The organism is Candidatus Omnitrophota bacterium, assembly GCA_026387175.1.
Lineage (GTDB): Bacteria > Omnitrophota > Gorgyraeia > 2-01-FULL-45-10 > 2-01-FULL-45-10 > CAIMPC01.
Window position 1 is genome coordinate 196,385 of sequence record JAPLME010000012.1, and the last position, 24,010, is coordinate 220,394.

Consider the following 24,010-nt stretch of genomic DNA (forward strand, 5'->3'; position numbering starts at 1 on the left):
AATGGATAAAAGAGTATCAGGCTTTTTAAAGAAGGCCTGCATATACGCTTTTCTGATAATTGGCGGCGCGACGATGATCATCCCTTTTATATGGATGCTCTCGACATCTCTCAAGTCTTACTCGTCCGTATTTATATTTAATATCAAAGACATACAATGGTTTCCGCAGCCTGTATATTGGAAAAATTATATAGATGTCTGGAAGGTCGTGCCTTTTGCGAGGTTCTACGCGAACAGCGTATTCGTAGTGGTCCTGGTGACATTAGGGCAGGTAGTGACGAGCGCAGGCGCGGCATACGCGTTCTCTCGCTTGAGGTTCCCCGGCCGCGATAAGATATTCTTCGCTTACCTTGCCACTATGATGATACCCGGTTCCGTAACGATGATACCGGTATTCGCGCTTATGCGCACGTTTGGCTGGATCGATACGTATAAGGCTCTTATAATTCCGGCCATATTCTCCGCGTACGGCACTTTTTTACTCAGGCAGTTCTTCATGACGATACCGAGGGACCTCGAAGATGCCGCAAAGATAGACGGCTGCAGCCTCTGGGGCATATTCTGGCGCGTCATAATGCCGCTTTCGCATACCGCGATAGCGACGCTTACGATATTTGTATCACTCGGCAACTGGGTAAGTTTTATGTGGCCGCTCCTGGTCACGAACTCGATAGAGAAGAGGACCTTGCCCGTGGGTTTGGCGTATTTTCAGGAGCTTTATCAGTATGCCCAGCCCGACTGGGGACTTTTGATGGCAGGCTCCCTGATAACGATGGTGCCGGTCATAATCGTCTTCTTATTTAACCAGAGATTCTTTGTGGAAGGAATAAAGCTGACGGGAATGAAAGGGTAAGTGGCTATTACAGTAAAAGAGATGAATAGAGCAGCCGGTACGAGTAAAAAGATCCATACGAGAGATCTTCAGTCCGCGCTTAATGACGAGATCGCGAAAACATTCCTGAGGACCTCGGAGAAATCCTATATCCGGAAGAAGACGACGCTGCGTCTTGCCTGGTCCGTCGCTATTGTGGCTTCGATACTCGCCGTAGTCGCTTTTATCACGAAGATCAATTTTGACGTAAGGGTCAGGATACTGGGCGAGATGCCTTCGGTGAGCGTAGAGCGGGGCCAGATAAACTTCGACAATATGAAGGATAAAGGGGTATTCCTGATAAAGGGCATATCTTCCAACAATGATATTGTAAAATCGACTTTTTTCGACGGAGATGCCAAGATAGGCTCGAGAACGGCCGATGACCATATACTTTTGTCTAACGCCAAAGGCAGCGGCTGGGGGAACTTCACGATAGATCTTAAAGAGCCCATAGGCCTTAATAAGCTGGATCTAAAATTTGTGGCAAGAGGTTCCTCGGGCGGGGAGTACCTTGGCATAGTTATAGTGGATTCTGACAACAAGACGTACAGGATGGAGCGGGGCCTCTCCACTAAACTCACAAACGAATGGCAGCTTTACAAGGTGGATTTCCGGCCCATTAAAAAGGCGGTAGATCTGGCCAATATCACCACTATAAAATTTGAATTCGGAAGCCTGACGGTCGGCAACAGTTCCGGCGCGGCGATATTTCTTAAGGATATATACGTGGCGAAAGCGAGGAGATCAAGATGGCTGTGAAATCCGAAGGTATGTTCACGTACCATATACTGCAGGACAGAGAGCGCAAAAATCTGGCCATACTGGAGCTGATCCGCAAACGCAGCCCTATTTCAAAGGCTGAGATATCGAGGACTCTGGGCTACAACATAGTTACGATCACGAACTATCTTGACTATTACATTAATAAGAAGATGGTGCTCGAGGTCGGTCTTGATATATCTTCGGGCGGAAGGCGGCCGGAGCTTTTGGAGCTTAACGCGAAAACAAGGTACGTTGTCGGTGTGGATATCAGTCCTGACACTATATCGGCCATTGTGACGGACCTCAATATAAAAATGATTTCCTCCGCCAGGGCCCCCAGACCGCCGGTCAATATGGAAGCGCTGGTACCGAGCGCTATCAATGTCATAGACGAGGCAATTGTAAAATCCGGCATCGAGCATGAGGCCATAAAGACGATAGGCATAGGGATTTCCGGCATCGTCGATTACTATTCAGGCACTATTCGGGATACCGACCCCGCCAGAGGCAGGACCAAAGTAGATTTTATCAAGTTCATAAAAGCCATTGAACAGAGATTTAGCTCTTCGGTCTTTATCGGTAATGACGCTTCCTGCGCCGCTTTCGGGGAGAAGGCCCTGAATCCGGGGGCCGATGTAGATAATCTGGTGTACGCCTACTCGGATGTAGGGTGCGGGATAATTGTACACGGGGATGTCTATATAGGTTCCAGCGGATGCTCGGGAGAGACGCAGATACTGTTTGAGTCGCGCAGGGCGGGAGAGAAGATGCCCCTGGAGAGGCGTACCTTTATGAAGCCGCAAGGAGTAGACCTCGGTGTCGTGTCCGAGGCCAGAAAATTGGCGGCGAAAGGAACGGCAGCGGAGATATTGGCGCTGGCCGGTGGAAACGCCGCCGCAATAACCAAAGATAATGTAATAGACGCCGCGAAGAGGAATGACGAAGTTGCCCTGGAGCTTATCCGCTTCGCAGCCAAGAACCTTAGCATAAGAATAGCGTATTTCATCAATTTCCTGAATCCGGCCGTAGTTATCATCGGCGGCGGGATGGAAAAGGCGGGAGATATATTCCTGGATCCATTAAAGGCATCCGTAAGAAGATTCGCGTTCGAAGAGCCAATGAACATCGTGAAGATCGTGCCGAGCCTATTGGGCGAGAACGCTGTTGTTATGGGCGCCTCGGCGCTTGCCGCCAGGGAAGTATTTATACAAGCTTAAAGGGGCCGATGTCAGAGACATCGGCACCTAGCCTGCAATGCGGCTGAATAAACTTGGAGGATTTACAATGTTTGCTTTAAAGTTAAGAATGATGCTTGCTACCGCGCTTTTATTCGCGATAATATACGCCGTTATAGCCATGATAGGCACCAGTATGGGGATCTCCAACTTTTATTTCTACCTGGTCCTTTCTTTCGTGATGATGTTCATTCAATACATGATAGGTCCGAAGATCGTCGAATGGTCTATGAGGGTGAAGTATATAAAAGAGAACGAATATCCGAAGCTTCATCAGATGGTGAAAGAGCTTGCCATGAAGGCCAAAATACCCAACCCTAGGATAGGGATCGCGCAGATCTCCGTCCCGAACGCATTCGCATTCGGCCGCTCCATGAAGGACGGCAGGATATGTGTTACCGAAGGGATAATGAACCTTTTGGAAGAGAATGAACTGAGGGCCGTGCTGGGTCATGAGATGAGCCATATAAAGAACAGAGACGTGCTCACCATTACGCTCCTTTCGGTCATACCGATGATACTTTACAGGATAGCCTGGCAGTTGATGTTCTATAACAGGCGCGACAGCAGAGATTCCGGGCCTAACATGGCGTTAGTCGGCCTGGCGGCATTCATATTCTATTTTATAACAAACCTTTTAGTGCTGTATGCCTCCAGGATAAGAGAATATTTCGCGGATAAAGGCTCTATCGATCTGGGCAGCCGCCCGGCAGATCTTGCTTCGGCCCTGTATAAGCTTGTCTACGGGTCCGCCAGAATGCCGAAAGAGGCCATAAAAGACGTGGAAGGCATGAAGGCGTTCTTCGCGACCGATCCGTCGAGGGCGATGAAAGAGCTTAAGGACCTCCGCGACCTTGATCTCGATAAAAACGGGACAATAGACTCTTCGGAACTTCTGGCTCTCGAGGCTAAGACCGTGCGCCTGGGTTTTGGCGATAAACTGATGGAGATCTTGAGCACCCACCCGAATATGCTGAAGCGCATAAAGCGCCTGAGCGAGTGGAGAGCATCGTAAATTGAAATTCAATTTCGACGCCACCGGCATCGGCAGCGTACCTTTTAAAGAGCCTTCCTCCGCGTTATCTCTTATATTCGAGAATTTTAAAAGCATCCCTTTCTGGCCGCAGCTTCCTAAAAGATCGTTCCTGGAGAGCATGTATGCTCAGTATTCGGAAGGTCTCCCGGGTCTCGTGATCGATGACGCGCGGAAGACCATTCATATCGATACAGCCAGGGCAGCCCAGGAGATAGAGCCCGCCTACGCTAAATACCTTGAAGGCGATATCGAGTATTTCAAGATATCGAAAGATCATGCCGAGGGGTTATATGCTTTTCTGGCCGAGTTCGGCGCGCGGGCCAAAGATATAAGATGCGTAAAAGGGCATATCACCGGCCCGATTAGTTTCGCGCTGACCGTAACGAATGAAAATAAACAGTCTATAATGTACGACAGGGATACCTTCGAAGTCCTGACTAAAGTCCTGTGCATGAAGGTAAGGTGGCAGATAAGAGAGCTCAAGAAGCTTTTCCCGTCGGTAATGATATTCGTCGACGAGCCGTACCTGGTCTCGATAGGTTCAAGTTTCGTTAACATAAATATAGAGGATGCATTCTCGAAGCTCGATGAAGTGATCGCCTCGATAAAGGAAGAGGGCGCGCTGGCCGGGCTCCACTGCTGCGGCAATACGGACTGGCCGCTTCTCTTGAAGAGGGATCTCGATATCCTGAATTTTGACGCTTACGCTTTCACGAAAGAGCTTTTGCTCTACGGCGCCGAGCTTAAGGCCTTTCTGGCGCGGGGCTCCACCATTGCCTGGGGTATAGCGCCAAGTTCAGAGGCGATATACAATGAAAGCGCGGAATCACTTATCAAGAAACTTTCCGAAGGCCTGAAGGCGCTTGTCGGTAAAGGTATCCCTGTAGAAAAGATATCCTCGATAGTCACTCCTAGCTGCGGCGTGGGCACCCTCAATAATGCCGCCGCGCGTAAAGTCTTCGAAACCCTTCGGCTAGTCTCCGCAACCCTACAAAAATAGATTTTTTGGTCTTCATCACCCGTCCCTTGCGGGGTGGGTATCTCGCGGGGACGCGAAATTTCCCCTGCGAGGAAATTTCGCTCTGAAAAGATCGCTCGCTCTTTTTGGCATACAGGTATACAAGGGCCAAAAATCCGTGCCCGCTCGCGACTTTCGACGCCCCGCTCAACACCCACCCCGCAAGGGCCTGCTGAGTAGGCCGAAAAATTTACTGGGGAAGCGAAAGCGAAAATATCTTGGTGGATGAGGTCCCAGGAGAGATCTTCAGGCAGCGGAACTTCTGAGGGAAGCCTGGAGCGACTTTCGTAAAATCTTGATACCTATAGGCGATATACTAGGACAATGAAACTGCGCGACAGTTTTTTACGTATAGGCAGGTTCATTGGCCATCAAGATTTTACAACAGCGAATTTACATGCCTAATGTAAATTCGCGACAAGCGGAAGGCTTACCGCAGAAGTTGCGATGCTGCAGGAAGAATAAAAGGGCAGGACCCGGAAGATATTTTCGCCGTAGCGAAGAGTTTTGAGATTGACACGACGGGAGTTTTATAGTAACCTTAATAATCACAAACTTACGAGGGAGAATATATGAGCTACGCACATTCTTTAGACTATAATAAAGATATAATCAATAATAAGAAGCTGACCGCCGCCATAGGCGTCGTATTCTTTATCCTAGCGACCGCCCTCGGGGCATATATAAGGATCCCCGTCCATGGAAGCCCGATCCCGATAACTCTGCAGACATTCTTCGTTTTGTTGGCGGGCGCGGTGCTCGGTAAAAAACTCGGTTTATACAGCCAGGCTGGTTACATACTCGCCGGCATATCGGGTTTGCCGATGTTCCAGGGGGCCTCTTTAGGGGTCTCTTATCTCCTCGGCCCTACGGGCGGATACCTTATAGGCTTTATGATATGCGCTTTTATTATAGGACTTATCATAGATTCCGCGAGATCGAACATTGTGTCCATAATCGCGGTATTTGCCTTAGGAAGTTTAATTATATACGCTTCGGGGATATTATGGCTTGTCTGTATGTATAAAATGAACCTGACAAGCGCTATTATGGCCGGAGCCCTGCCGTTCATTCCCGGAGATATGGCCAAGATAGCCATTGCCTCCGCGATATATTCAAAGATCTCCAGGCGCTCCAGACAGATATTTTCCGCTTAGAAGAAAAACCATGGACAGAATCTTTACAAAACCGCTAATCGCAGTATCGATACTTATTCTTATCTGCGGCTATCTCTTCTTCCCGCAGCTGGGCAAGCTTGCGCTGACAGATCCCGATGAGACTTTTTACGCCGAAACCGCCAAAGAGATGCTGGCCAATGGGGAATGGGTAACCCCGCATCTCTATGGAAAACCGCAGTTTGAGAAACCGATACTGTTCTATTGGCTGGTCGAGGCCTCCTTCAAAGCGTTCGGAGTAAATGAGTTTGCGGCGCGGTTCCCTTCAGCTGTTTTAGGAACGATAGGCGTTATCGCTATATTTTTTCTGGGAGGTATTCTCTTTAACCGCCGCGCGGGGTTCCTTTCCGCGCTCATACTTGCCACAAACGTCGAATACATCATCTTATCCAGGGCCTGCATTACGGATATGACGCTCTTCGTATTCATGGAGCTTGCGGCGCTCTTCTTTTTGTACGGTTATATTAAAGAGAAGGGATATTTTTACCTGTTATCGTCGGCATCGATAGCTCTGGCGACGCTTACGAAAGGACCTGTCTATTTTGTTCTATTCGCCGTGGCGATCCTCGCGTTCCTGGTTTTCGTTAAGGATCTTAAGGCTCTTAAGAAAATGCCTTTATGGCAGGCGGCGCTTGTTTTTCTCGCGGTGAGCATGCCATGGTATATTGCGATATACAGGCTGCACGGCAAGGCATTTATAGACGGTTTCTTCGGGCTGCATAATGTCACACGATTTCTTGTTTCCGAGCATAAGACGGGCTCTCAGATCTATTATAATATTCCCATTATACTGGGAGGTATGTTTCCGTGGAGCATATTCTTGCCGGCGGGTTTCTGGCATATATGCAAGAAGATCAAAGAGAGGAGCGCCGCGTCCATTTTTCTCGTAGTATCATTTTTCGTGATCTTCGGGTTCTTTACGGTCTCCAGCACAAAGCTTCCGACGTACATATTTCCGTGCTTTGTATCTTTAGCGGTCATCACAGGCGTGCTGTTGGATGATTTTTTGAGCGGCAAGGTTTCAAATTCTATTGCTAAGGCCACCAGGTTCTCTTATTATAGCCTGATAGCTATAATGCTCCTTGGATGGGTGGGTGTCGCCATTTACGTAAAACTCGATTTTTTCTCAATAATAATGGCAGGCGTGGTCATATCAGGCCTATTTCTCGCTTTCGGAGGCTTACTTTCATTAATAGCGTTTATAAATAAAAGGTTAATGCTGGCATTCGTGTTGATCGTTTATTCCGTAGCGATATTCTTGAGCCCATTGAGCGCGTCGATCTTGCCCGAAGTGGAACGTTATGAGACAAGCAAAGAGGTGTCTGAGAAACTGTCGGCTGTCATGAAGCCCGGTGAGGAGCTCGGCGCGGCCAGCAATTATATGGCTGGCCTTGCCTTTTACACCGGGAAATTTCCGATCGACCTTGATCAGCATCATATACAGATAAGTTTTATGAATTCCGGGAAAAGGATATGGGCGGTGATGAAAGAGAAGAACCATAAACATCTTTATGATAAAGAAATTACAAAGGCATATGTTAAGCCCTCGTATGTTGTATTCAATATAGGAAAGCGCGCCATTATAACCAATGAAGCGCCTGCCGATGGACGCTTTCTGGTGAAACGGGAGAGACTGTAATGATAGCGAAAAACGTCTCATTCGTATTCCCGATGTTCAACGAAGCCGACAATATCGAGTCCACTATACGTCGCGCTACGGAATTGGCCGCACAGATTTCAGGTGACTATGAGATCGTGGTCGCGGACGATGCTTCTACTGACGGAAGCGGGGATCTTATAGACCGGATAGCCGCAAAAGACCCGCATCTTAAACCTGTGCACCTTAAAAATAACTCAAAATTCGGCGGAGCGCTTAATGCCGGCCTGATGGCTGCGCTGAAAGACGTGATCATATACACAGACTCGGACTTTCCCGCGAGAGAGGAAGATATAAAGAAGGCTATACAGATGCTTGATGAGGCCGATGTCGTTACCGCGTACAGTCTCGCGATAAAAGACTCAAGCCTGAAGCGTATTCTGATGTCGAAGGTTTATAATTTTCTGGTCCAGTCATTATTTGGCTTGCATTTGAAAGATATCAACTCGGGGTTAAAAATATATAAAAGGGAAGTCCTCCAGGGCCTTAATTTAAAGTCAAAGAGCCCGTTCATCGATGTCGAGATATTTGCCGAGGCCGTTAAGCGCGGATTCAAGATAAAGCAATATGGCCTCATCTTTGAACTTCGTACTAAGGGCTCATCCACGATATCCCGTATGAGCGTAGTGACGCGTACGTTCTGGGATATGTTTGCTTACAGATTTTGGCGGTAGGACCCAATATGAAACAATTGATAGTGGCCGCGGATGATTTCGGGATCACGGAGAGCGTGAATGAAGGCATAGCGCGTTCCCATAAAGAGGGGATTGTCACTTCGCTGAATTTTCTGCCATCGGGCGAGGCATTCGATGACGCGCTTGCCCGGGCGAAGTCGATCGGCCTCAATGAAGCCGGCGCGCACCTTGCGCTAACCGAAACCATTTCGGTCACGGAGGCTTCCAAAATACCATCCTTAGTCGATGCCGAAGGCAGATTCTATAAAGGCCATACCCAGTTTTTACTGAAATTCATATCAGGATCGATAGATCTCGACGAAGTCTATGTCGAATGGAGATCTCAACTGCAAAAAGTAAGCGCGACCGGCATCAGGATAACCAACTTGTCCAGCCACGAACATATACACATGCTGCCGAAACTTCTCGACATAATTATTAAACTCGCCAAAGAGTATGATATCCCCGCGATCAGATATCCGCACGCGGATCGTTCCAGCCGCCGGATGAGCGTAAATACCGTCTGTAAATCGCTGGCGCTTTTATATTTCGAAGGGAATATGTCCCAGGCCCTGAAGTCTTCCGGGATCACGGCACCGGAGCATTTTCTGGGATTTCTCGATTCCGGGAATATTACCGAGGAGGTGCTGCTCGATATCATAGCTAATCTTGAAGACCGGACCACAGAGCTTGTGTGCCATCCTGGATTTCTGGGGCCGGAGGTGCTGGATAGATACAAATTCCACAAAAATTCCGAAGCCGAACTTTACGCGCTGACGAGCCTCCGCGTAAAGAAATCAGCCGCCGATAAAGGGGTAGGCCTTGTGAGCTATGCCGAATTTCTTTCCAAAAATAAAAATCGATAACAGCGTAAAAGCGGCGCTCTTCTTATTTATCTTCACCCTCATAATATATTCCAATTCTTTGGGTGGGGAATTCGTATACGATGACGATTATTTCATCGTGAAGAATGTGCATATACGCAGCCTCGAGAATATCCCGTCGTTTTTTGTAAATCCGTCGACGGTGGCGTTCGCGGAGCTCGCCCAGGACGTCTACAGGCCGTTGACCACCATATCGTATGCGTTCGATTACCGCCTCTGGGGGCTCGATACGTTCGGGTATCATCTGGAGAGCGTTCTCTTACACGCGTTAAACGCCATATTGCTCTTCATCCTTTTGCAGCTCATCTTCGGAAATGCATCAATAGCGTTCCTGTCGAGCCTCTTATTCGTGTGCCATCCGGTGCAGACAGAGGCGGTCGCCTGGATATCGGGTCGCTCCAGCGTGCTCTTCCTTTTTTTCTATCTCGCGTCTTTCATATGTTATCTGCTCTTTATGAAGAAAGAGAAAAAGGCATATCTTGCGCTTTCTCTGATATTTTTTCTAGGATCGTTATTTTCGAAAGAGATGGCCATCAGTCTGCCGCTCCTGCTTGTATTGTATGATATTCATTTCGCGCCGGGGGAAAGCCTTAAGAAAAGGGCGCTGAAGCTGGCGCCATATTTTACACTCACAGTATTCTTTATAGCGGTCAGATTCATAGTAATAAACAGGGTGAGCCAGTGTGGATGGTGGGGCGGCAGTTCCTATCACACGTTTCTTACTATGCTGGTCGTGCTTGGCGAGTATGTGAAACTTATGATAGCGCCTGTAAAACTTTGCGCCTTTTACATGACAACGGTTTATACATCCATAGCGTCAGCCAAGGTCCTTTTATCGGTGGCGGCCATCGTAACGCTGATAGCATCGCTTCCGTTCATCTTCAGGCGCTCGCGCGGGATCTCATTTGCCATAGCTTTTTTCTTTCTGGCGCTTTTACCCGTTTCGAATATAGTGCCGTTAAGGGCCCTTATGGCCGAGAGATTCTTATATCTTCCGTCGATAGGATTCTGCGTTCTTGTTTCAATTCTTTTGGAGAAGATCGCAAGGATGGAATATAACGTTATCAAACTGAATCTCAGGAGACTGGCTATAGTCATAGCCTCTATGCTGGTACTGTTATATTCTGCCCGGACCATGATGAGAAACGAAGATTGGAAGAGCCAGATCACCATAACGAACTCGATATTAAAAATAGACCCGCTCAATCAATGGGCGCTGACGACGCTCGGAGCGGCATATTCGGATCTGGGGCAATACGAGAAGGCAATAAAGCCTCTCGTTAAAGCCATAATATTGTCGGAGAATTATTTTGCGCCGAGGAATATCCTGGGATTCTGTTATCTCCAGCTTGGCCGATATGATGAAGCCATAAAGATGCTCACAGACGCCCTGGAGATCAAGCCTGATAACCTCGAGGCCTTGAGCTCTATCGGGGTAGCGTATGCCCAGACCAAGAGATACGCCGAAGCGATACAACAGTTCGAGCGCGCTATAAAGGCTGACCCGTCGTTTGTAGACGGTTATATGAATCTCGGGACAACGTATGATCAGATGGGACAGAGTGAGAAGGCGATACAGGCCTACCAGCAGGCCGCGGATAGCACTAGATCGGCCCAGTCTATAGCCATCGCGTATGTGCGTATCGGCGATGTCTACAGGAGGCTAAGGGATCTCGAAAAGGCCAAGGCTTATTATAATAAGGCCATGGCATTATTCAGTCCCGGGATGGTAGAGCTTAAGAAATTAATCATAGGTCGGTTAACCTCCGGTTAGAGTATAAAATAGTTACATATTTTGACTGGATTTCCGTAGATAATTAGTGTATACTCATAGTAAAGGTAGTGTTTGGCTATAGCTGCATATTTTGTAAGGTGAATTTTTTTTGGTTATATTTTAAGTTATTTTCAAAACTCTGACAAATGTGGATGCCGTATGAAAATATCAAGATTGTTTCTAATCGTACCCATTATAATTGTCCTCCCTTCATGCTCGTTTGCTGAAGATTCGACGGCCAAGAAGGGGGAATTGTCCGTATATGGTGAGACAGGGCATGTAATTCCATTTATGGGCAATCAAAATACGGGCGCAACGCAATCCGAAGTCGACAAGAAGAATGATCTGGATAGTTCAAAGACGAAAGCACCGGATGTACAGGTTTGCGAGAATAAGCCGGGCACTATTCCGAACGGGATAAAAAAAGTATCATATGATGAACATGGAAAGATAACTGAATTGACAATGGATGATGGCACCATAGTAGCTTACAAATATTCCAGCGATAAAGAGCTTACTCTAGAGTCCAAGCAGGACGGTGTCGCGGTAAAATTCAAGAATACCTCCACCGCGGGCACAAAAGATGGTCAAGGCTCCGAATCGACCGCCAATGTGAGCTCCGCTTCCGGGAATGCCAATATCGCCGGCAGCGCGGACAGTGGAGAGGGTAAAGGCGGGATCATAGTAGAGGTCTATGCAAAGGAGCCTTCTGTTGCCGAAAGTTTCGGCAGGCCGGGTAATAGAAAGACCGACATGCTGGAACCCGCATTTCAGGTAGGATGCCCCGATACCACCGTACCGATTGCTAAACTCGCCGCAACACCGATGAAGTTTGATTTTAAGGAGATAAAGAAAGCCATCGAGAAGACTTCCAAGATAAGAGCCCAGGCGCTAAAAGACTACAAGCATAATACATCCAATTACTATGACGCGATGGATGCCGCTATCAAAAATAATATCGATGCCCTGGAGAAAGAAAATATTGGCCTTAACGGACTTGAAGGCCGCGTTCCTGCCGCGAATAGACAGGACGCCGTAGAAATGACCGTGAATAATATGTACGCCTATATCAGAAACGGCGGTGCCGATAGATCTATAAAAGATATAATGTCTCTTGAGGGAGAGCTCAGAAGCAAGATCGTAAATCCCGGCAGGAAAGTGTATGAAGGCAGGTTAATAGAGGCAACCGAGTACACGAACGATATGATAGAGAAGCTGGTAAAATCGCAACTGGCCCTTTATTTGAAGATCAAAAAAGATAAGATAGATGTCATAATCAATCTTCAAAAAACCCCGAAACCGAATAAGTAGGTTGAAGCCCCCCAATTCCTCTGATATAATCAAGCAGTAGTCTCATGAAATATGTAAAAATATGCCCATTTTCCGTGTATTACTAAAGGGAGTATAGGCGTCCGGATGTCTTCTGAGCAGCTGTCTGATGAAATATTGGTGCAAAAGGCCAGAGAAGGCGATACTAAAGCTTTCGAAGAGCTTTTCGACAGATATAAAAAACAGCTATTGAATTTTATTTATAGGCTCATAGGTAACAGGGAAACGGCCGAGGAAGTGACTCAGGAAGTATTTATTAAAGTTTATAATAAGCTGGAGATATTTGACCCAAGTAAGAAGTTTGTGTCATGGATATATACGATAGCGCGGAATCTCGCGAAAAACGCGCTCAGAGATAAAAAATATTTCTCCGCTAGATCTCTGGAAGAAACGGTGGTCCCTGGAGATGAAACCATGCATCTGAAGGATGTGATAGCAGATTCCAGTGCCGGCCCTGACCAGATCATTGAAGACGATGAGCTGGCGGAAGACGCGCAGCGGGTTCTGGATTCGATGCCGATCAAATATAGAGAGGTAATAGCGCTATGCAGCGTGCAGGGGCTTACTTATAAAGAGGCTGCGGTAGTGCTCGGTTGCAGTATCGCAAGCATTTCGGTAAGGCTCGAAGAGGCAAAATTGCTATTCATGAAGAAATTGGGCATAGATATGCCAGGGCGCAAGGAAAGCGATTCGCTATGAAGAACTCTGATCAGGACAGATTCAATATCGTAATGGCTCATCTTAAACCTATTGAGCCATCCAGCGGCTTCGATTTTGAATTCCGCAGAAGGCTTGCGGAGGCGGTTGCCAAAAAGTACAGCGAGACGCCGTTCGAATCATTTACCAGGCGTGTTGCCGGTGCTCTAGAGGGGCTTAAAGAGGCCCTGCTGCCGAGGACGCCGGTCATGGTAAGGGCCATGGCTGCCTTCCTATTCTTCATGTCGGCTGGTTTTTATGTCTATTCGACACAGCCCGCGCTACCGATCGTTATGGATGTAGGGGGCGTCGTTATAGTGCATCGCGCTGGTGAGTCTGTCGCCAGGCCGGTCACTCCATTGCAGGAGCTTAAGGAGGGTGATGTTATAACCGCGCAAGGCGCGTCGCAGCTCGACATAAATATGATGAATAAATATACCGTGCGTGTGAAGCCGGGAACCACTTTTAGGATAGCGAAGCTCGCTCTGCGGTTTGGAAACGGCACGGTCGATATAAGGCTGGCCGATGGCAATATGCTTGTCGACATAGAAAAGGGTTTTAAAGGTTCGAAATTCATTATAACGACCGACGCCGGCACCGCTAGGGCGCTAGGCACAAAATTTAGCGTAAGCTCAACCAATAATAAAAAACAGATTATGAATGTGGATGTGCTTGAAGGTAATGTGGAGGTTAATAGCAGCTACAGGCCGTCGAAGACGCTGATCGCCAGGCAGACTGTGATAGTTGGCCCAGGGCAGAAGACGGAGGTAACGGCGGGAGATCTGCCTGAGCCTCCGCAAAGGCTGATAGAGGAGGAGTGGAGAAAGCTCGAGGAATTGTATCAGATAGGCAGAAAGCCGAAGGTCCTGCTCCTGCTGAAGAATACCCCCGACCGAGTGAAACAGCTTTTAGCTCCGTGCCCAATATATATATCAGATGAAAAGCCGAGAGAGCTTCCCGTTGAACTTGAGGATGCCGTAATGAAGACGCGCGAAGCCATCGATACTGGGGATGCCTCAAAGCACATAGAAAGCATAAAAATTCTTGAGGGGATGGTGGCTAGATACCCTCGCGCAAAATATAACCCGCAACTCCTATTATATATAGGAAGTTATTATGAGTATATAGATCATCACCAGGATGCTATGCGTGTGTTCCGGGAGGTTACAAAGCGTTACCCCGAATCTCAGTTCGCTGGGATGGCTCAATGTGCGATAGGTATCATATATGAGGAGAAGCTGAACGACCCGGCAATGGCAGAGGGTGCTTTTAAGTTGGTTCTTAGCAAATATCCAAATAGTTTAGAAGCTATATGGGTGGAGGAAAAATTAGGCATCAAAAAAGTTAGAAATATGATTTAAAATTATCTCGCATCTCCGTGTATATAGTAGTAACGAAAGGAACACGGTGAATGTGATGAAGATAAACGGCGAAAAGACATATTGCAGAAGAAGATGTATCCGTGAGCTTATCGCGAAGTTGGAAGCATTAAATATGCGCGCGAGGGCGATGACGGATATTTTTTTTGAGATGAACTTAAAACCTTTAAAAAGCTGTTCACAAATCAAAGGAGGGAAATAACATGAAGACCTTAAAGATTGCCGTGACGATAATATTAGCGGTTGCGTTTGTCATATCGGCCGGATTTGCAACTTTTGCCGAGGACTATAATGATATTGTGGTGAGGCATCAAGAGTTGACGAGTAAGCTAATGCTGAATATGCGCTCGCCGGGCATAAGGACCGAAGGCAGGACGACTACTTCCTATGTCCCGATCAAAATCCTCGCAATAGCCGAACGATATCTGAAGGAGATCTTAAACCCCGAGAGTTTTAAGCTCAGTCAGTGGAGTGTAAAACCCGGTTCGTTAGTCGTTGTATTCAAACTTCCTGATGGCTCACCGGCAACTATAAATGTTGATATGCGTACGGGCAAGCCGAGTATATCGGGAGGCGATATGGTTAAGAATGGAGTTCTGAAGACCCGGGAGACCATAGCCCGGAAAATGAACGTCGATATATCAGAGGTTCATATAAATGGAATCGGGGATTGGGCTATCGGGATGACCATGGGTATTCCCCCGAATATCTTTGATACCGTGGTGCTGCCGGCGAGCGTCGAAGGCTATGCTCTTAAACTTCAGTATCGGCACAATCAATTCGGTCAGCCTGTTCAGGAAACCACGACCATAACATTGCTGTCGTTTGTGAACAAGAAAACAGGAACCGATCTGCTTCAGAGCGCTATGGGCTGTCTGAATGGGATCTTAAATCCGAATGCCTACACACTGGACTCCTGGCTGATAAGTGCGGGCGGGAATCTTACGTTTACCTTCAAGCTCGCTGACGGCTCGAAAATTAGAGTCAATGTGAGCGCTCAATCCGGTAAGTCTAAAATAGATGGTATCCTTGCCTCTCCGAAAGATTTGAAACAAGCCAGCACAATCCTCGGAGCGAATGCCGTCATCGGAATAACTACACTGCTCACTACTAAGGACGGCAAAGATATCGTAGGAGCCGCTACAATTACAAAGTTTTACGATAAAGAAGGCAATCTCGTGGGATCGCATGTAGTAAATGGATCCCTGGGACCGCTATACGGCAACGGCAATCGATGGCTTGATGGTAAAGGTGTTCTCATAGGCTATGATGCTTCTTCAGAAGCCCTGAAACAAGCCAGCACGATCCTCGGAGCGAACGCCACGTTCGGAATAACTATACCGCCTCTTGCCAGTACGCCAGAAGGAGCCACTACGATTACAAAGTTCTACGATAAGGATGGAGTTCTCATGGGAACGCATATGGTAAATTCATCTCTGAGGACAAATAGCGATGTGTGGCGTGATGGTAAAGGCGTTATCATAGGTTATGGAGCTTCTCCAGAAGCTTTGAAACAAGCCAGCACGATCCTCGGAGCGAATGCCGTCATCGGGATAACTGCACCATATACTGTTAATCTTCTCCACATCAAGGATATGCCCATATACATCACCACAATTACAAAGTTCTACGATAAGGATGGCGTTCTCATAGGAACGCATATGGTAAGCCCGTATCCAAACGGCAATCGATGGCTTGACGGTAAAGGTGTTCTCATAGGCTACGATGCCTCTTCGGGAGCTTTAAAACAAGCCAGCACGATCCTCGGCGCGGACGCCACGTTCGGGATAACTATACCGCCTTCCAGCATTACGAATGGCAATATAGAATATGTTATGGTAGGTGCCGCCACAGTCACGAAGTTCTATGATAAGGACGGTGTTCTCATAGGAACTCATATGGTGAGTGGGTCGCTGGGACCGATATACGGTAACCAATGGTTTAACGGTCAAGGCGTTCTTATAGGCTACGGAGCCTCTCCGGAAGCCTTGAAACAAGCCAGCACGATCCTCGGAGCGAACGCCGCCTTCGGGATAACTACACCATATACTATTAAGATAGCTGGCGCTACAATTACAAAGTTCTACGATAAAGAAGGCAACCTCATAGGAACGCATATGGTAAGCCCTTATCCAAACGGCAATCGATGGCTTGACGGTAAAGGTGTTCTCATAGGCTACGATGCCTCTTCGGGAGCTTTAAAACAAGCCAGCACGATCCTCGGAGCGAACGCCATGTTCGGAATAACTATACCGCCTCTTGCCAGTACGCCAGAAGGAGCTACTACGATTACAAAGTTCTACGATAAAGAAGGCAACCTCATAGGAACGCATATGGTAAGTCCCAGGCCGGGCGGCGACCAATGGTTTAATGGTGAAGGCGTTCTTATAGGATACGAAGCTTCTGAGATAATTAAAACCGAGCCGCCGGTTATCAATGCTGACGCTGCGGGTAAGATGAGCGTATTAGCGGATATAAACGCTAAGGCGGCGGAAGTTGCCGCTGCCGGTGCCAGTATCGATCCGAATCTGGCGCTAAAAAGGAATAATCTGCCGGCAGAACAGCTGAAACGATAGCGTCGAAATAGACATTTACGATTATTAGAAGGCCTCTTCATTTATCACTGGAGAGGTCTTCTTTTCCTCCTATTCGTCGGCGCTCGCAAGCTTCAACTCCCCAGACTTATTTGAGTGAGATTGGTGCGGAAGAAGGGAGTTGAACCCTTAAGGTGTTACCCATACGGTTCTGAGCCGTACGCGTCTGCCAGTTCCGCCACTTCCGCACGAAATAGGTTCACCAAGTATACCCTAAATCACTCAGACTGTCAATTATCCCAAAATAGACCCCCGGGGTATATTTTACGCCAATTCCGCTTGACAAAATAGTTCTTTAGAGTTACGATAAGTCATAAATTATTCTGATTGCTACAAAAGAATGTAACCAGAGACGACCATTCTCTGGTTTTTATTTTATAACATTAAGGAGGAGAGTAAGACATGTTTGGTTCTATTTCTGCGACATTGTTTGAAGTGGTTGCCATCTGGGGAGTTCTGTTTATTGCTATTTTAGGCCTGGGCTATGCTTTTCTATTAAAAACCCAGATCATGAAAAAAGACAAAGGCACTAATGAGATGCAGGATGTCTGGTCTGCTATACGCATGGGTGCAGACGCCTATCTTGGCCGCCAGCTCAAGAGTATTCTTCCCTTAATTTTCGGACTTACCGTAGTTTTATTCTTTTCGGTTTATATAATCCCGCCCAGCAGTGAAGCGTTACAGCGTTTTAGCGGCATGAATCCGGATACTATTAGGCTTATCGTTGGCCTTGGGCGCGCTCTAGCGTTTATTATGGGCGCGTTCTTCTCGCTTATAGTGGGACAATTCGGAATGCGCATGGCGGTTGAGGGTAATGTCCGCGTAGCAAGCGCATCACGAAGAAGCTTCAGTGAAGCGTTACAGATCGCCTACCGCACAGGAACCATCACGGGCATGCTTACGGATGGATTAGGACTCTTAGGCGGCACATTGATATTTATCATTTTCGGCATCGCCTCTCCCGATGTACTTTTAGGCTTTGGTTTCGGCGGGACGCTGCTTGCCTTATTTATGCGCGTGGGCGGCGGAATCTTTACAAAGGCGGCCGATATCGGAGCCGACCTCGTAGGAAAGGTTGAGAAGAATATTCCGGAAGACGATCCCAGGAATGCGGCTGTTATCGCGGACCTCGTGGGCGATAACGTCGGCGATTGCGCTGGTATGGCCGCGGATATTTTCGAATCTTATGAAGTCACTATCGTTTCGGGCCTGATCTTAGGCTTGGCGCTGGTTGCAATGACGGGCCAGATCAAATGGATAATATTTCCTCTCTTGGTGCGCGGCATAGGCGTGCTTTCCTCTATTGTAGGGACATATCTGGTAAGGGGAGGGAAAGATGGTGAAAATACAGACGCTTTCGCCAGCATAAACCGCGGTTTCTATGCTTCGGCGGCTATTTCGATGGCAGCATTTATGGTATTGGCGCATTTCTACATGCATGAATGGAGAGCGTTCTTCTCGGTAGGTATAGGCATATTACTGGCTATCGTCATCGATGAAATAACAAAATATTTTACGCATACACAGCATGCTCCGGTCAAAGAGATCGCCCAGAGTTCAAAGACGGGCTCCGCGACATTGATATTGAGGGGGCTTGCGATAGGATTCGAATCGTCGGCCTGGCAGTTCGTCGTTATCGCCATCACTATTCTGGCAGCGGTCGTTATCTATTGGGGACAATCGGTTGCCTTTGTACTCTACGGCGTGGCGATGACCGGCATAGGAATGCTTACTCTGACCGGCAACAATGTGGCCATGGACTCCTTCGGGCCCATTGCCGATAATGCGAACGGGATAGGCGAGATGGCGCATCTGGAGCCTAAGGCGCGCCAGATAATGGCTGACCTCGACGCGGTTGGCAACACAACCAAAGCGATCACTAAAGGCATCGCGATCGGCTCGGCAGTCATTGCGGCGGTATCGCTCTTTGGCTCGTTCCTCACGGATGTTACCATGGTTCAAGCGCAAATGAACGTGCCGGAACATCTGCGGATGCTTGTTACGGGTATACGCGTTTCGGAGCCGATCGTCTTTATAGGCTTACTTTTAGGCGGGGCAATCCCTTGCCTATTTTCGGCGCTTATGATCAATTCTGTCGCGCGCGCGGCGTCCTTAATCGTAAATGAAGTCCGCCGGCAATTTCATATTCCCGGCCTTATGGAAGGCAAGGTAAAACCAGATTATAAAAAAGCTGTTGAAATCTGCACCATAGCCGCGCAGAAAGAATTGATAGGATTGGCGTTAATAGCCATCTTAAGCCCGATATTAATCGGGCTTGTGCTGAAGGTCGAGGCTCTGGGCGGCTTCCTGGCGGGTGTCATTATTTCGGGCCAGCTTCTGGCGGTATTTATGGCAACCGCTGGTGGCGCATGGGATAATGCCAAGAAGACGATAGAAGACGGTTTATACGGCGGCAAGGGTTCGGATGCACATAAGGCATCGGTTGTCGGAGATACGGTGGGAGATCCTCTTAAGGACACCGCGGGCCCGGCACTGAACCCGATGATAAAAGTTATTAACCTCGTTTCCCTGTTAGCGGCGCCGATAATTATCCATCTTCATCGGGCCGATGCGGGAGTTATTGTCGCGATAGCGATATGTGTGCTTCTTATATTCGGGGCCATTATCTACTCCAAGCACGGGGTCTTGAGTTTCAGGAAGCCGAAAGAGGATAGTACCTTCTGATTTAAAAGGAAGGCCTTTATGAAGTTTTCCTATCCGCATGACCATTTCTCCCAAGGAAAGGTAATAGGTGGCCTATGGAGTTCTTCCAGAAACTGATCGATATAATCCTCCATTTTGACGCGTACATCAGCGTTATGATCCAATATTGCGGTTTATGGGCGTATCTTATACTTTTCGGGGTCATCTTTGCCGAAACCGGGTTTGTGGTTATGCCGTTTTTGCCAGGGGATTCTCTTCTTTTCGTGCTGGGCACATTTGCCGCGCGGGGAACATTTCACCCGATGCTTTTGGCCGGTATTTTGATGTTGGCGGCTATTTTAGGCGATAGCGTTAATTATGCTATCGGAAAATACCTGGGAGATCGCCTGATTCATGCCAAGGGCATCCCGTTCTTTAAGAAAGAGCACCTGGATCGGACACATCTTTTTTATAAAAAGTACGGCGGCAAGGCTATTATTTTAGCCAGATTTATGCCTATAGTGCGGATGTTCGCCCCGTTTGTGGCAGGCATCGTGCGTATGGATTATGCTAAATTTTTCATATATAATGTCATAGGAGGCATGGCGTGGGTGACAATTTTCATATTTAGCGGTTACTATTTCGGAAATATCCCTTTTGTGAAAAAAAATCTTTCTTTGGTTGTTATTGCTATTATATTCGTGTCGATAATGCCGGGAGTAATCGAATTCCTTAAGTATAAGTACAGGAAGAAATGAAAAAATTCGGAATCAATTGGTTAAAAAATAACACCTTATCATCCATTAAAAATCGTCATAGCGTAAGAATCTTCCTTGATAAGCCTGTTGATGACGAGGATCTCAAAACTATTCTTAACGCGGCAAATCAGGCCCCGTCAGCTCATAATCAACAGTCATGGCGGTTTATTGTCATAAGGGGAGAGAAGAAGAGCGATTTGGCTAATCTTATTTGCGCGAAGGCAGGCACTTTTTCTAAACCGTCCTCGACGCTGCTTCGCCTGGCATCGCGCAGCATCGCTTCCGCGCCGGTTGTGGTTGCCGTAGCAAATAGCGGAGAGCTTATTTCGAGGGGGCCGGAATTATTTAAGGTGGATAAGAATAAGAGCGCCGCTCACGATTTCTTCCGCATTATGGAGATACAAAGTTCTGCCGCCGCTGTCCAGAATTTATTGATCGCCGCGACATCCTTAGGTCTTGCCACTGTGTGGCTTGGCGTGCTTGTCCTTATAAAGAACGATATCCTAAAATTCCTCGGTGAACCGGAGGGCGAGTTTATGGCGGTGGTCCCTGTGGGTTATGCGGCCAAGCCGAGCGGTAATGGCCCCCAAAAACAACCATTGAACATGGTTGTGAAAACTTTATAGATATGAAAAACGTTATGCAATTATCTGTCGATGAAGCAGCCGCTTCCTTCGACGTAAATCTGTCTGAGGGCCTTTCCGGTATTGAAGTAGCGCGAAGACAGAAAGAGCATGGCTTAAATCAGCTCAAAGAGAAAAAAGGCCGGACGCCGTTTGAGATATTTATTGAGCAATTTCAGGACTTTATAATCTGGGTCCTGATCGGCGCCAGCATAGTCTCCGGATTTCTTCAGGAATGGGTCGATGCCTTAGCTATCATCGCCATCGTAATCTTGAATGCTATATTGGGCTTTATCCAGGAATACCGCGCAGAAAAATCGCTATCCGCTTTAAAAAAACTGGCATCTTTCACTACTAAGGTTATCAGGGACGGCCAGCATGGTATCGTTCCGTCGGCTGAGCTTGTGCCCGGGGATATAATCGAATTGGAAGCCGGCGACCATATCCCCGCCGATTGCCGTCTCGTCTGGGTCACCTCTAATTTTAGCGTCCAGGAAGCGAGCCTTACCGGCGAGTCAACACCCGTTTTAAAAACCACGAGCGCTTTAGAAGAGAAAGACGTTCCTTTGGCTGACAGAGCAAATATGGTGTATATGGGAACGTCTACGGCTTCGGGAAAAGCGAAAGCGATTGTTGTCGATACAGGAATGCTCACCGAATTGGGAAAAATTGCCGGCATGATTCAAGAGATAGGACGCGAATCCACTCCTTTGCAAAGGAGACTAGAGGCATTCGGCAAATGGATAGTATATTTATGTTTTGTTTTAGTAGGGCTGGTCTTTATCCTGGAGTGGCTGCGCGGAGGCAAGATGATGGAGGTATTCCTGACCGCGGTCAGCCTTGCTGTAGCGGCAATCCCGGAAGGGCTGCCGGCCGTTGTCACCGTCGCGCTTGCCCTCGGAGTTCAGCGCATGGTGAAACGCCATGTATTGATCAGGAAGCTCCCATCGGTGGAGACTTTAGGATGCGCTACCGTGATCTGTTCCGACAAGACAGGGACCCTTACAAAGAACGAAATGACTGTCCAGGCAATCTATGCCGATAACCGAATTTTTAAGGTAAGCGGGATCGGTTATGAACCGAATGGAGGATTTTTCCTCGAAGAAAGAACAGTTACTCCGAAGAGCTGTCCGGCCCTGGAGAAATTACTGCGGTGCGCTACGCTTTGTAACGGCGCGCGGTTAATTAAAGACGGCGCGGGATACAAAATAATCGGGGATCCTACAGAGGCCTCGCTTTTAACGGCGGCGGCTAAGGCCGGCATTTGGAAAGAGTCCCAGGAAAAAGAATTTGTTTTCATGGATGAGATTCCATTCGATTCCGAACGCAAAAAGATGACGATCATACGTAAAGATAAAGAACTTACGTTCGCGTTCGTTAAGGGCGCCCCGGACATGCTTCTGGAGGACTGTGATTATACTGAAGATAATGGAACAGCAAGGCGTATTACCGCGGAAGATAAGCAAAGGATACTTAAAGTGAATAACGAGTTTGCTAATCATGCGATGCGCGTTTTAGGGCTTGCCTACCGCGATTTAGAGGAGAGCGATTCCCGCTATGAAGCCGCTTCAATCGAAAAACGGCTTACGTTCCTGGGTTTGATCGCTATGATCGACCCTCCAAGGCCTGAGGCTAAAGAGGCAGTTGTGAAATGTAAAGAAGCCGGTATAAAGACCGTAATGATCACCGGAGACCACAAAAATACTGCCGTTGCTATCGCCAGAGAACTCGGGTTCTTTAAAGAAGATTCCATCGCGTTCAGCGGCGAAGAGCTGGATGGATTAAGCGAGGAGACGCTCTTAGCTAAGATCGAAAATATCCCGGTTTACGCGCGCGTCTCCCCCGAGCACAAACTAAGGATTGTAAAGGCCTGGCGCAAAAAAGGCCATATCGTCGCGATGACCGGAGATGGGGTTAACGACGCACCGGCCGTAAAAGAGGCGGATATCGGCGTCGCGATGGGAATTACGGGAACAGACGTTACAAAAGAAGTATCGGACATGGTCGTAACCGACGATAACTTTGCTTCGATTGTGGCCGCAATTGAAGAGGGAAGAGGTATTTACGATAACATCAAGAAGTTTGTGCATTATCTTTTATCCTGTAATGCCGGTGAAATATTAGTGATGCTTGTGTCCTCTCTTGTCGGATTGCCGGTACCATTGCTTCCGATTCAAATTTTATGGGTTAATCTGGTAACCGACGGTCTGCCGGCCTTAGCTTTAGGTGTAGACCCTGTCGAACCCAATATTATGCAGCGGCTGCCCCGCAGGCCCAATGAGCCGGTAGTTACCAAACAGAGGGCATTTTTAATGCTGGCTCAGGGCTCCTTTATCGCAATCTGCAGTTTGCTGGCATTTGGTTTTGTTCTATTTGTGGAAAAAGAAGGCATAGGGCGGGCCAGGACCGCGGCGTTTATTGTTCTCGCATGTTCGCAATTATTCCATTCCTTTAATTGCCGCAGCACGACCGAATCTATTTTTAAGATCGGAATATTCGGTAATAAAAAACTGATCGTCGCCACCCTTATTTCATTCCTTCTGCAGATGGCAGCGGTCTATTTACCGTTTGCCCAAAAGATATTCAAGACCGAAATGCTTGGGACATTTGATTGGTTCTTAGTCCTGGCCATCTCTTCTTTTCCTCTATGGGCGATGGAGGCGGTTAAATTTTTGAATAAGCCTTTTAAGTTTCTGGAGAAGGTTTAATTATGGATATTTTATTTGCAGGCATCATTCTGTTTCTTGCGATAATTTCTTTCGTCTTTATCGCGCTGTGCGGTAAATTATAGGGCGAGGGTAACGGCATGACGATTATTTATTGGATAGGCGGTATAATTTCGATACTCTTATTCGGCTATTTATTGATTGCCCTGTTGAAGCCGGAGATCTTCTCATGA

19 protein-coding genes and 1 tRNA gene are annotated in these 24,010 nt (G+C 47.6%); 19 read left to right on the forward strand and 1 reads right to left on the reverse strand.

Features of this window, described 5'->3' with window-relative positions; genetic code table 11:
- Position 1 precedes the first annotated feature (1 nt).
- The 14 genes from NTY76_07945 to NTY76_08010 all read left to right on the forward strand — a co-directional run bounded on the left by NTY76_07945 (position 2) and on the right by NTY76_08010 (position 17,069).
- Complete coding sequence (locus NTY76_07945) at positions 2-853, forward strand: carbohydrate ABC transporter permease (GenBank protein ID MCX5679015.1); 852 nt, start codon at positions 2-4, stop codon at positions 851-853.
- Positions 854-1,633, forward strand: a complete 780-nt coding sequence (locus NTY76_07950) for a hypothetical protein (GenBank protein ID MCX5679016.1) — start codon at positions 854-856, stop codon at positions 1,631-1,633. It abuts the gene before it with no gap.
- Positions 1,624-2,853 carry an ROK family protein gene (locus NTY76_07955; protein MCX5679017.1) on the forward strand — a complete coding sequence of 410 codons (1,230 nt, stop codon included), beginning with the start codon at positions 1,624-1,626 and terminating at the stop codon, positions 2,851-2,853. Before NTY76_07950 ends, NTY76_07955 begins: the two co-directional genes overlap by 10 nt.
- Positions 2,854-2,920: 67 nt before the next feature.
- Positions 2,921-3,886 carry a zinc metalloprotease HtpX gene (locus tag NTY76_07960; protein ID MCX5679018.1) on the forward strand — a complete coding sequence of 322 codons (966 nt, stop codon included), beginning with the start codon at positions 2,921-2,923 and terminating at the stop codon, positions 3,884-3,886.
- A gap of 1 nt (position 3,887) precedes the next feature.
- Positions 3,888-4,907, forward strand: a complete 1,020-nt coding sequence (locus NTY76_07965; GenBank protein MCX5679019.1) for a hypothetical protein — start codon at positions 3,888-3,890, stop codon at positions 4,905-4,907.
- A 590-nt stretch (positions 4,908-5,497) separates the two neighbouring features.
- Positions 5,498-6,082, forward strand: coding sequence for a biotin transporter BioY (locus tag NTY76_07970; protein ID MCX5679020.1), 585 nt, complete (start codon positions 5,498-5,500; stop codon positions 6,080-6,082).
- Positions 6,083-6,092: 10 nt separating this feature from the next.
- Positions 6,093-7,739, forward strand: coding sequence for a glycosyltransferase family 39 protein (locus tag NTY76_07975; protein ID MCX5679021.1), 1,647 nt, complete (start codon positions 6,093-6,095; stop codon positions 7,737-7,739).
- Positions 7,739-8,431, forward strand: a complete 693-nt coding sequence (locus tag NTY76_07980) for a glycosyltransferase family 2 protein (GenBank protein MCX5679022.1) — start codon at positions 7,739-7,741, stop codon at positions 8,429-8,431. The genes NTY76_07975 and NTY76_07980 overlap by 1 nt, the downstream gene beginning before the upstream one ends.
- An 8-nt stretch (positions 8,432-8,439) precedes the next feature.
- Entirely contained in the window at positions 8,440-9,297 is an 858-nt protein-coding gene (locus NTY76_07985; GenBank protein MCX5679023.1) for a ChbG/HpnK family deacetylase, read from the forward strand.
- A complete protein-coding gene (locus NTY76_07990) occupies positions 9,263-11,089 on the forward strand; it encodes a tetratricopeptide repeat protein (GenBank protein ID MCX5679024.1) in 1,827 nt (608 codons plus the stop codon). Before NTY76_07985 ends, NTY76_07990 begins: the two co-directional genes overlap by 35 nt.
- A gap of 291 nt (positions 11,090-11,380) precedes the next feature.
- The gene (locus NTY76_07995) at positions 11,381-12,400 is read left to right on the forward strand and encodes a hypothetical protein (protein ID MCX5679025.1); all 1,020 of its coding nucleotides are present in this window, start codon (positions 11,381-11,383) and stop codon (positions 12,398-12,400) included.
- Between the two features lie 105 nt (positions 12,401-12,505).
- Positions 12,506-13,117 (forward strand): sigma-70 family RNA polymerase sigma factor, encoded by a 612-nt coding sequence (locus NTY76_08000; GenBank protein ID MCX5679026.1) that lies wholly within the window; start codon positions 12,506-12,508, stop codon positions 13,115-13,117.
- Positions 13,114-14,475 carry a FecR domain-containing protein gene (locus tag NTY76_08005; protein MCX5679027.1) on the forward strand — a complete coding sequence of 454 codons (1,362 nt, stop codon included), beginning with the start codon at positions 13,114-13,116 and terminating at the stop codon, positions 14,473-14,475. Before NTY76_08000 ends, NTY76_08005 begins: the two co-directional genes overlap by 4 nt.
- Positions 14,476-14,696: 221 nt before the next feature.
- Positions 14,697-17,069 carry a hypothetical protein gene (locus NTY76_08010; protein ID MCX5679028.1) on the forward strand — a complete coding sequence of 791 codons (2,373 nt, stop codon included), beginning with the start codon at positions 14,697-14,699 and terminating at the stop codon, positions 17,067-17,069.
- Between the two features lie 121 nt (positions 17,070-17,190).
- Here the strand turns inward: NTY76_08010 and NTY76_08015 are convergent.
- A tRNA-Leu gene (locus NTY76_08015) sits at positions 17,191-17,275 on the reverse strand.
- 214 nt (positions 17,276-17,489) lie between these two features.
- Here NTY76_08015 and NTY76_08020 point away from each other — a divergent pair.
- The 5 genes from NTY76_08020 (at position 17,490) to kdpF (ending at position 24,010) form a co-directional block, all read left to right on the forward strand.
- Positions 17,490-19,772 carry a sodium-translocating pyrophosphatase gene (locus NTY76_08020; GenBank protein MCX5679029.1) on the forward strand — a complete coding sequence of 761 codons (2,283 nt, stop codon included), beginning with the start codon at positions 17,490-17,492 and terminating at the stop codon, positions 19,770-19,772.
- 74 nt (positions 19,773-19,846) lie between these two features.
- Positions 19,847-20,488 carry a DedA family protein gene (locus NTY76_08025; protein MCX5679030.1) on the forward strand — a complete coding sequence of 214 codons (642 nt, stop codon included), beginning with the start codon at positions 19,847-19,849 and terminating at the stop codon, positions 20,486-20,488.
- Complete coding sequence (locus tag NTY76_08030; protein ID MCX5679031.1) at positions 20,485-21,114, forward strand: nitroreductase family protein; 630 nt, start codon at positions 20,485-20,487, stop codon at positions 21,112-21,114. The genes NTY76_08025 and NTY76_08030 overlap by 4 nt, the downstream gene beginning before the upstream one ends.
- A 2-nt stretch (positions 21,115-21,116) precedes the next feature.
- A complete protein-coding gene (locus NTY76_08035; GenBank protein MCX5679032.1) occupies positions 21,117-23,819 on the forward strand; it encodes a calcium-transporting P-type ATPase, PMR1-type in 2,703 nt (900 codons plus the stop codon).
- A gap of 98 nt (positions 23,820-23,917) precedes the next feature.
- Complete coding sequence (gene kdpF / locus NTY76_08040; protein ID MCX5679033.1) at positions 23,918-24,010, forward strand: K(+)-transporting ATPase subunit F; 93 nt, start codon at positions 23,918-23,920, stop codon at positions 24,008-24,010.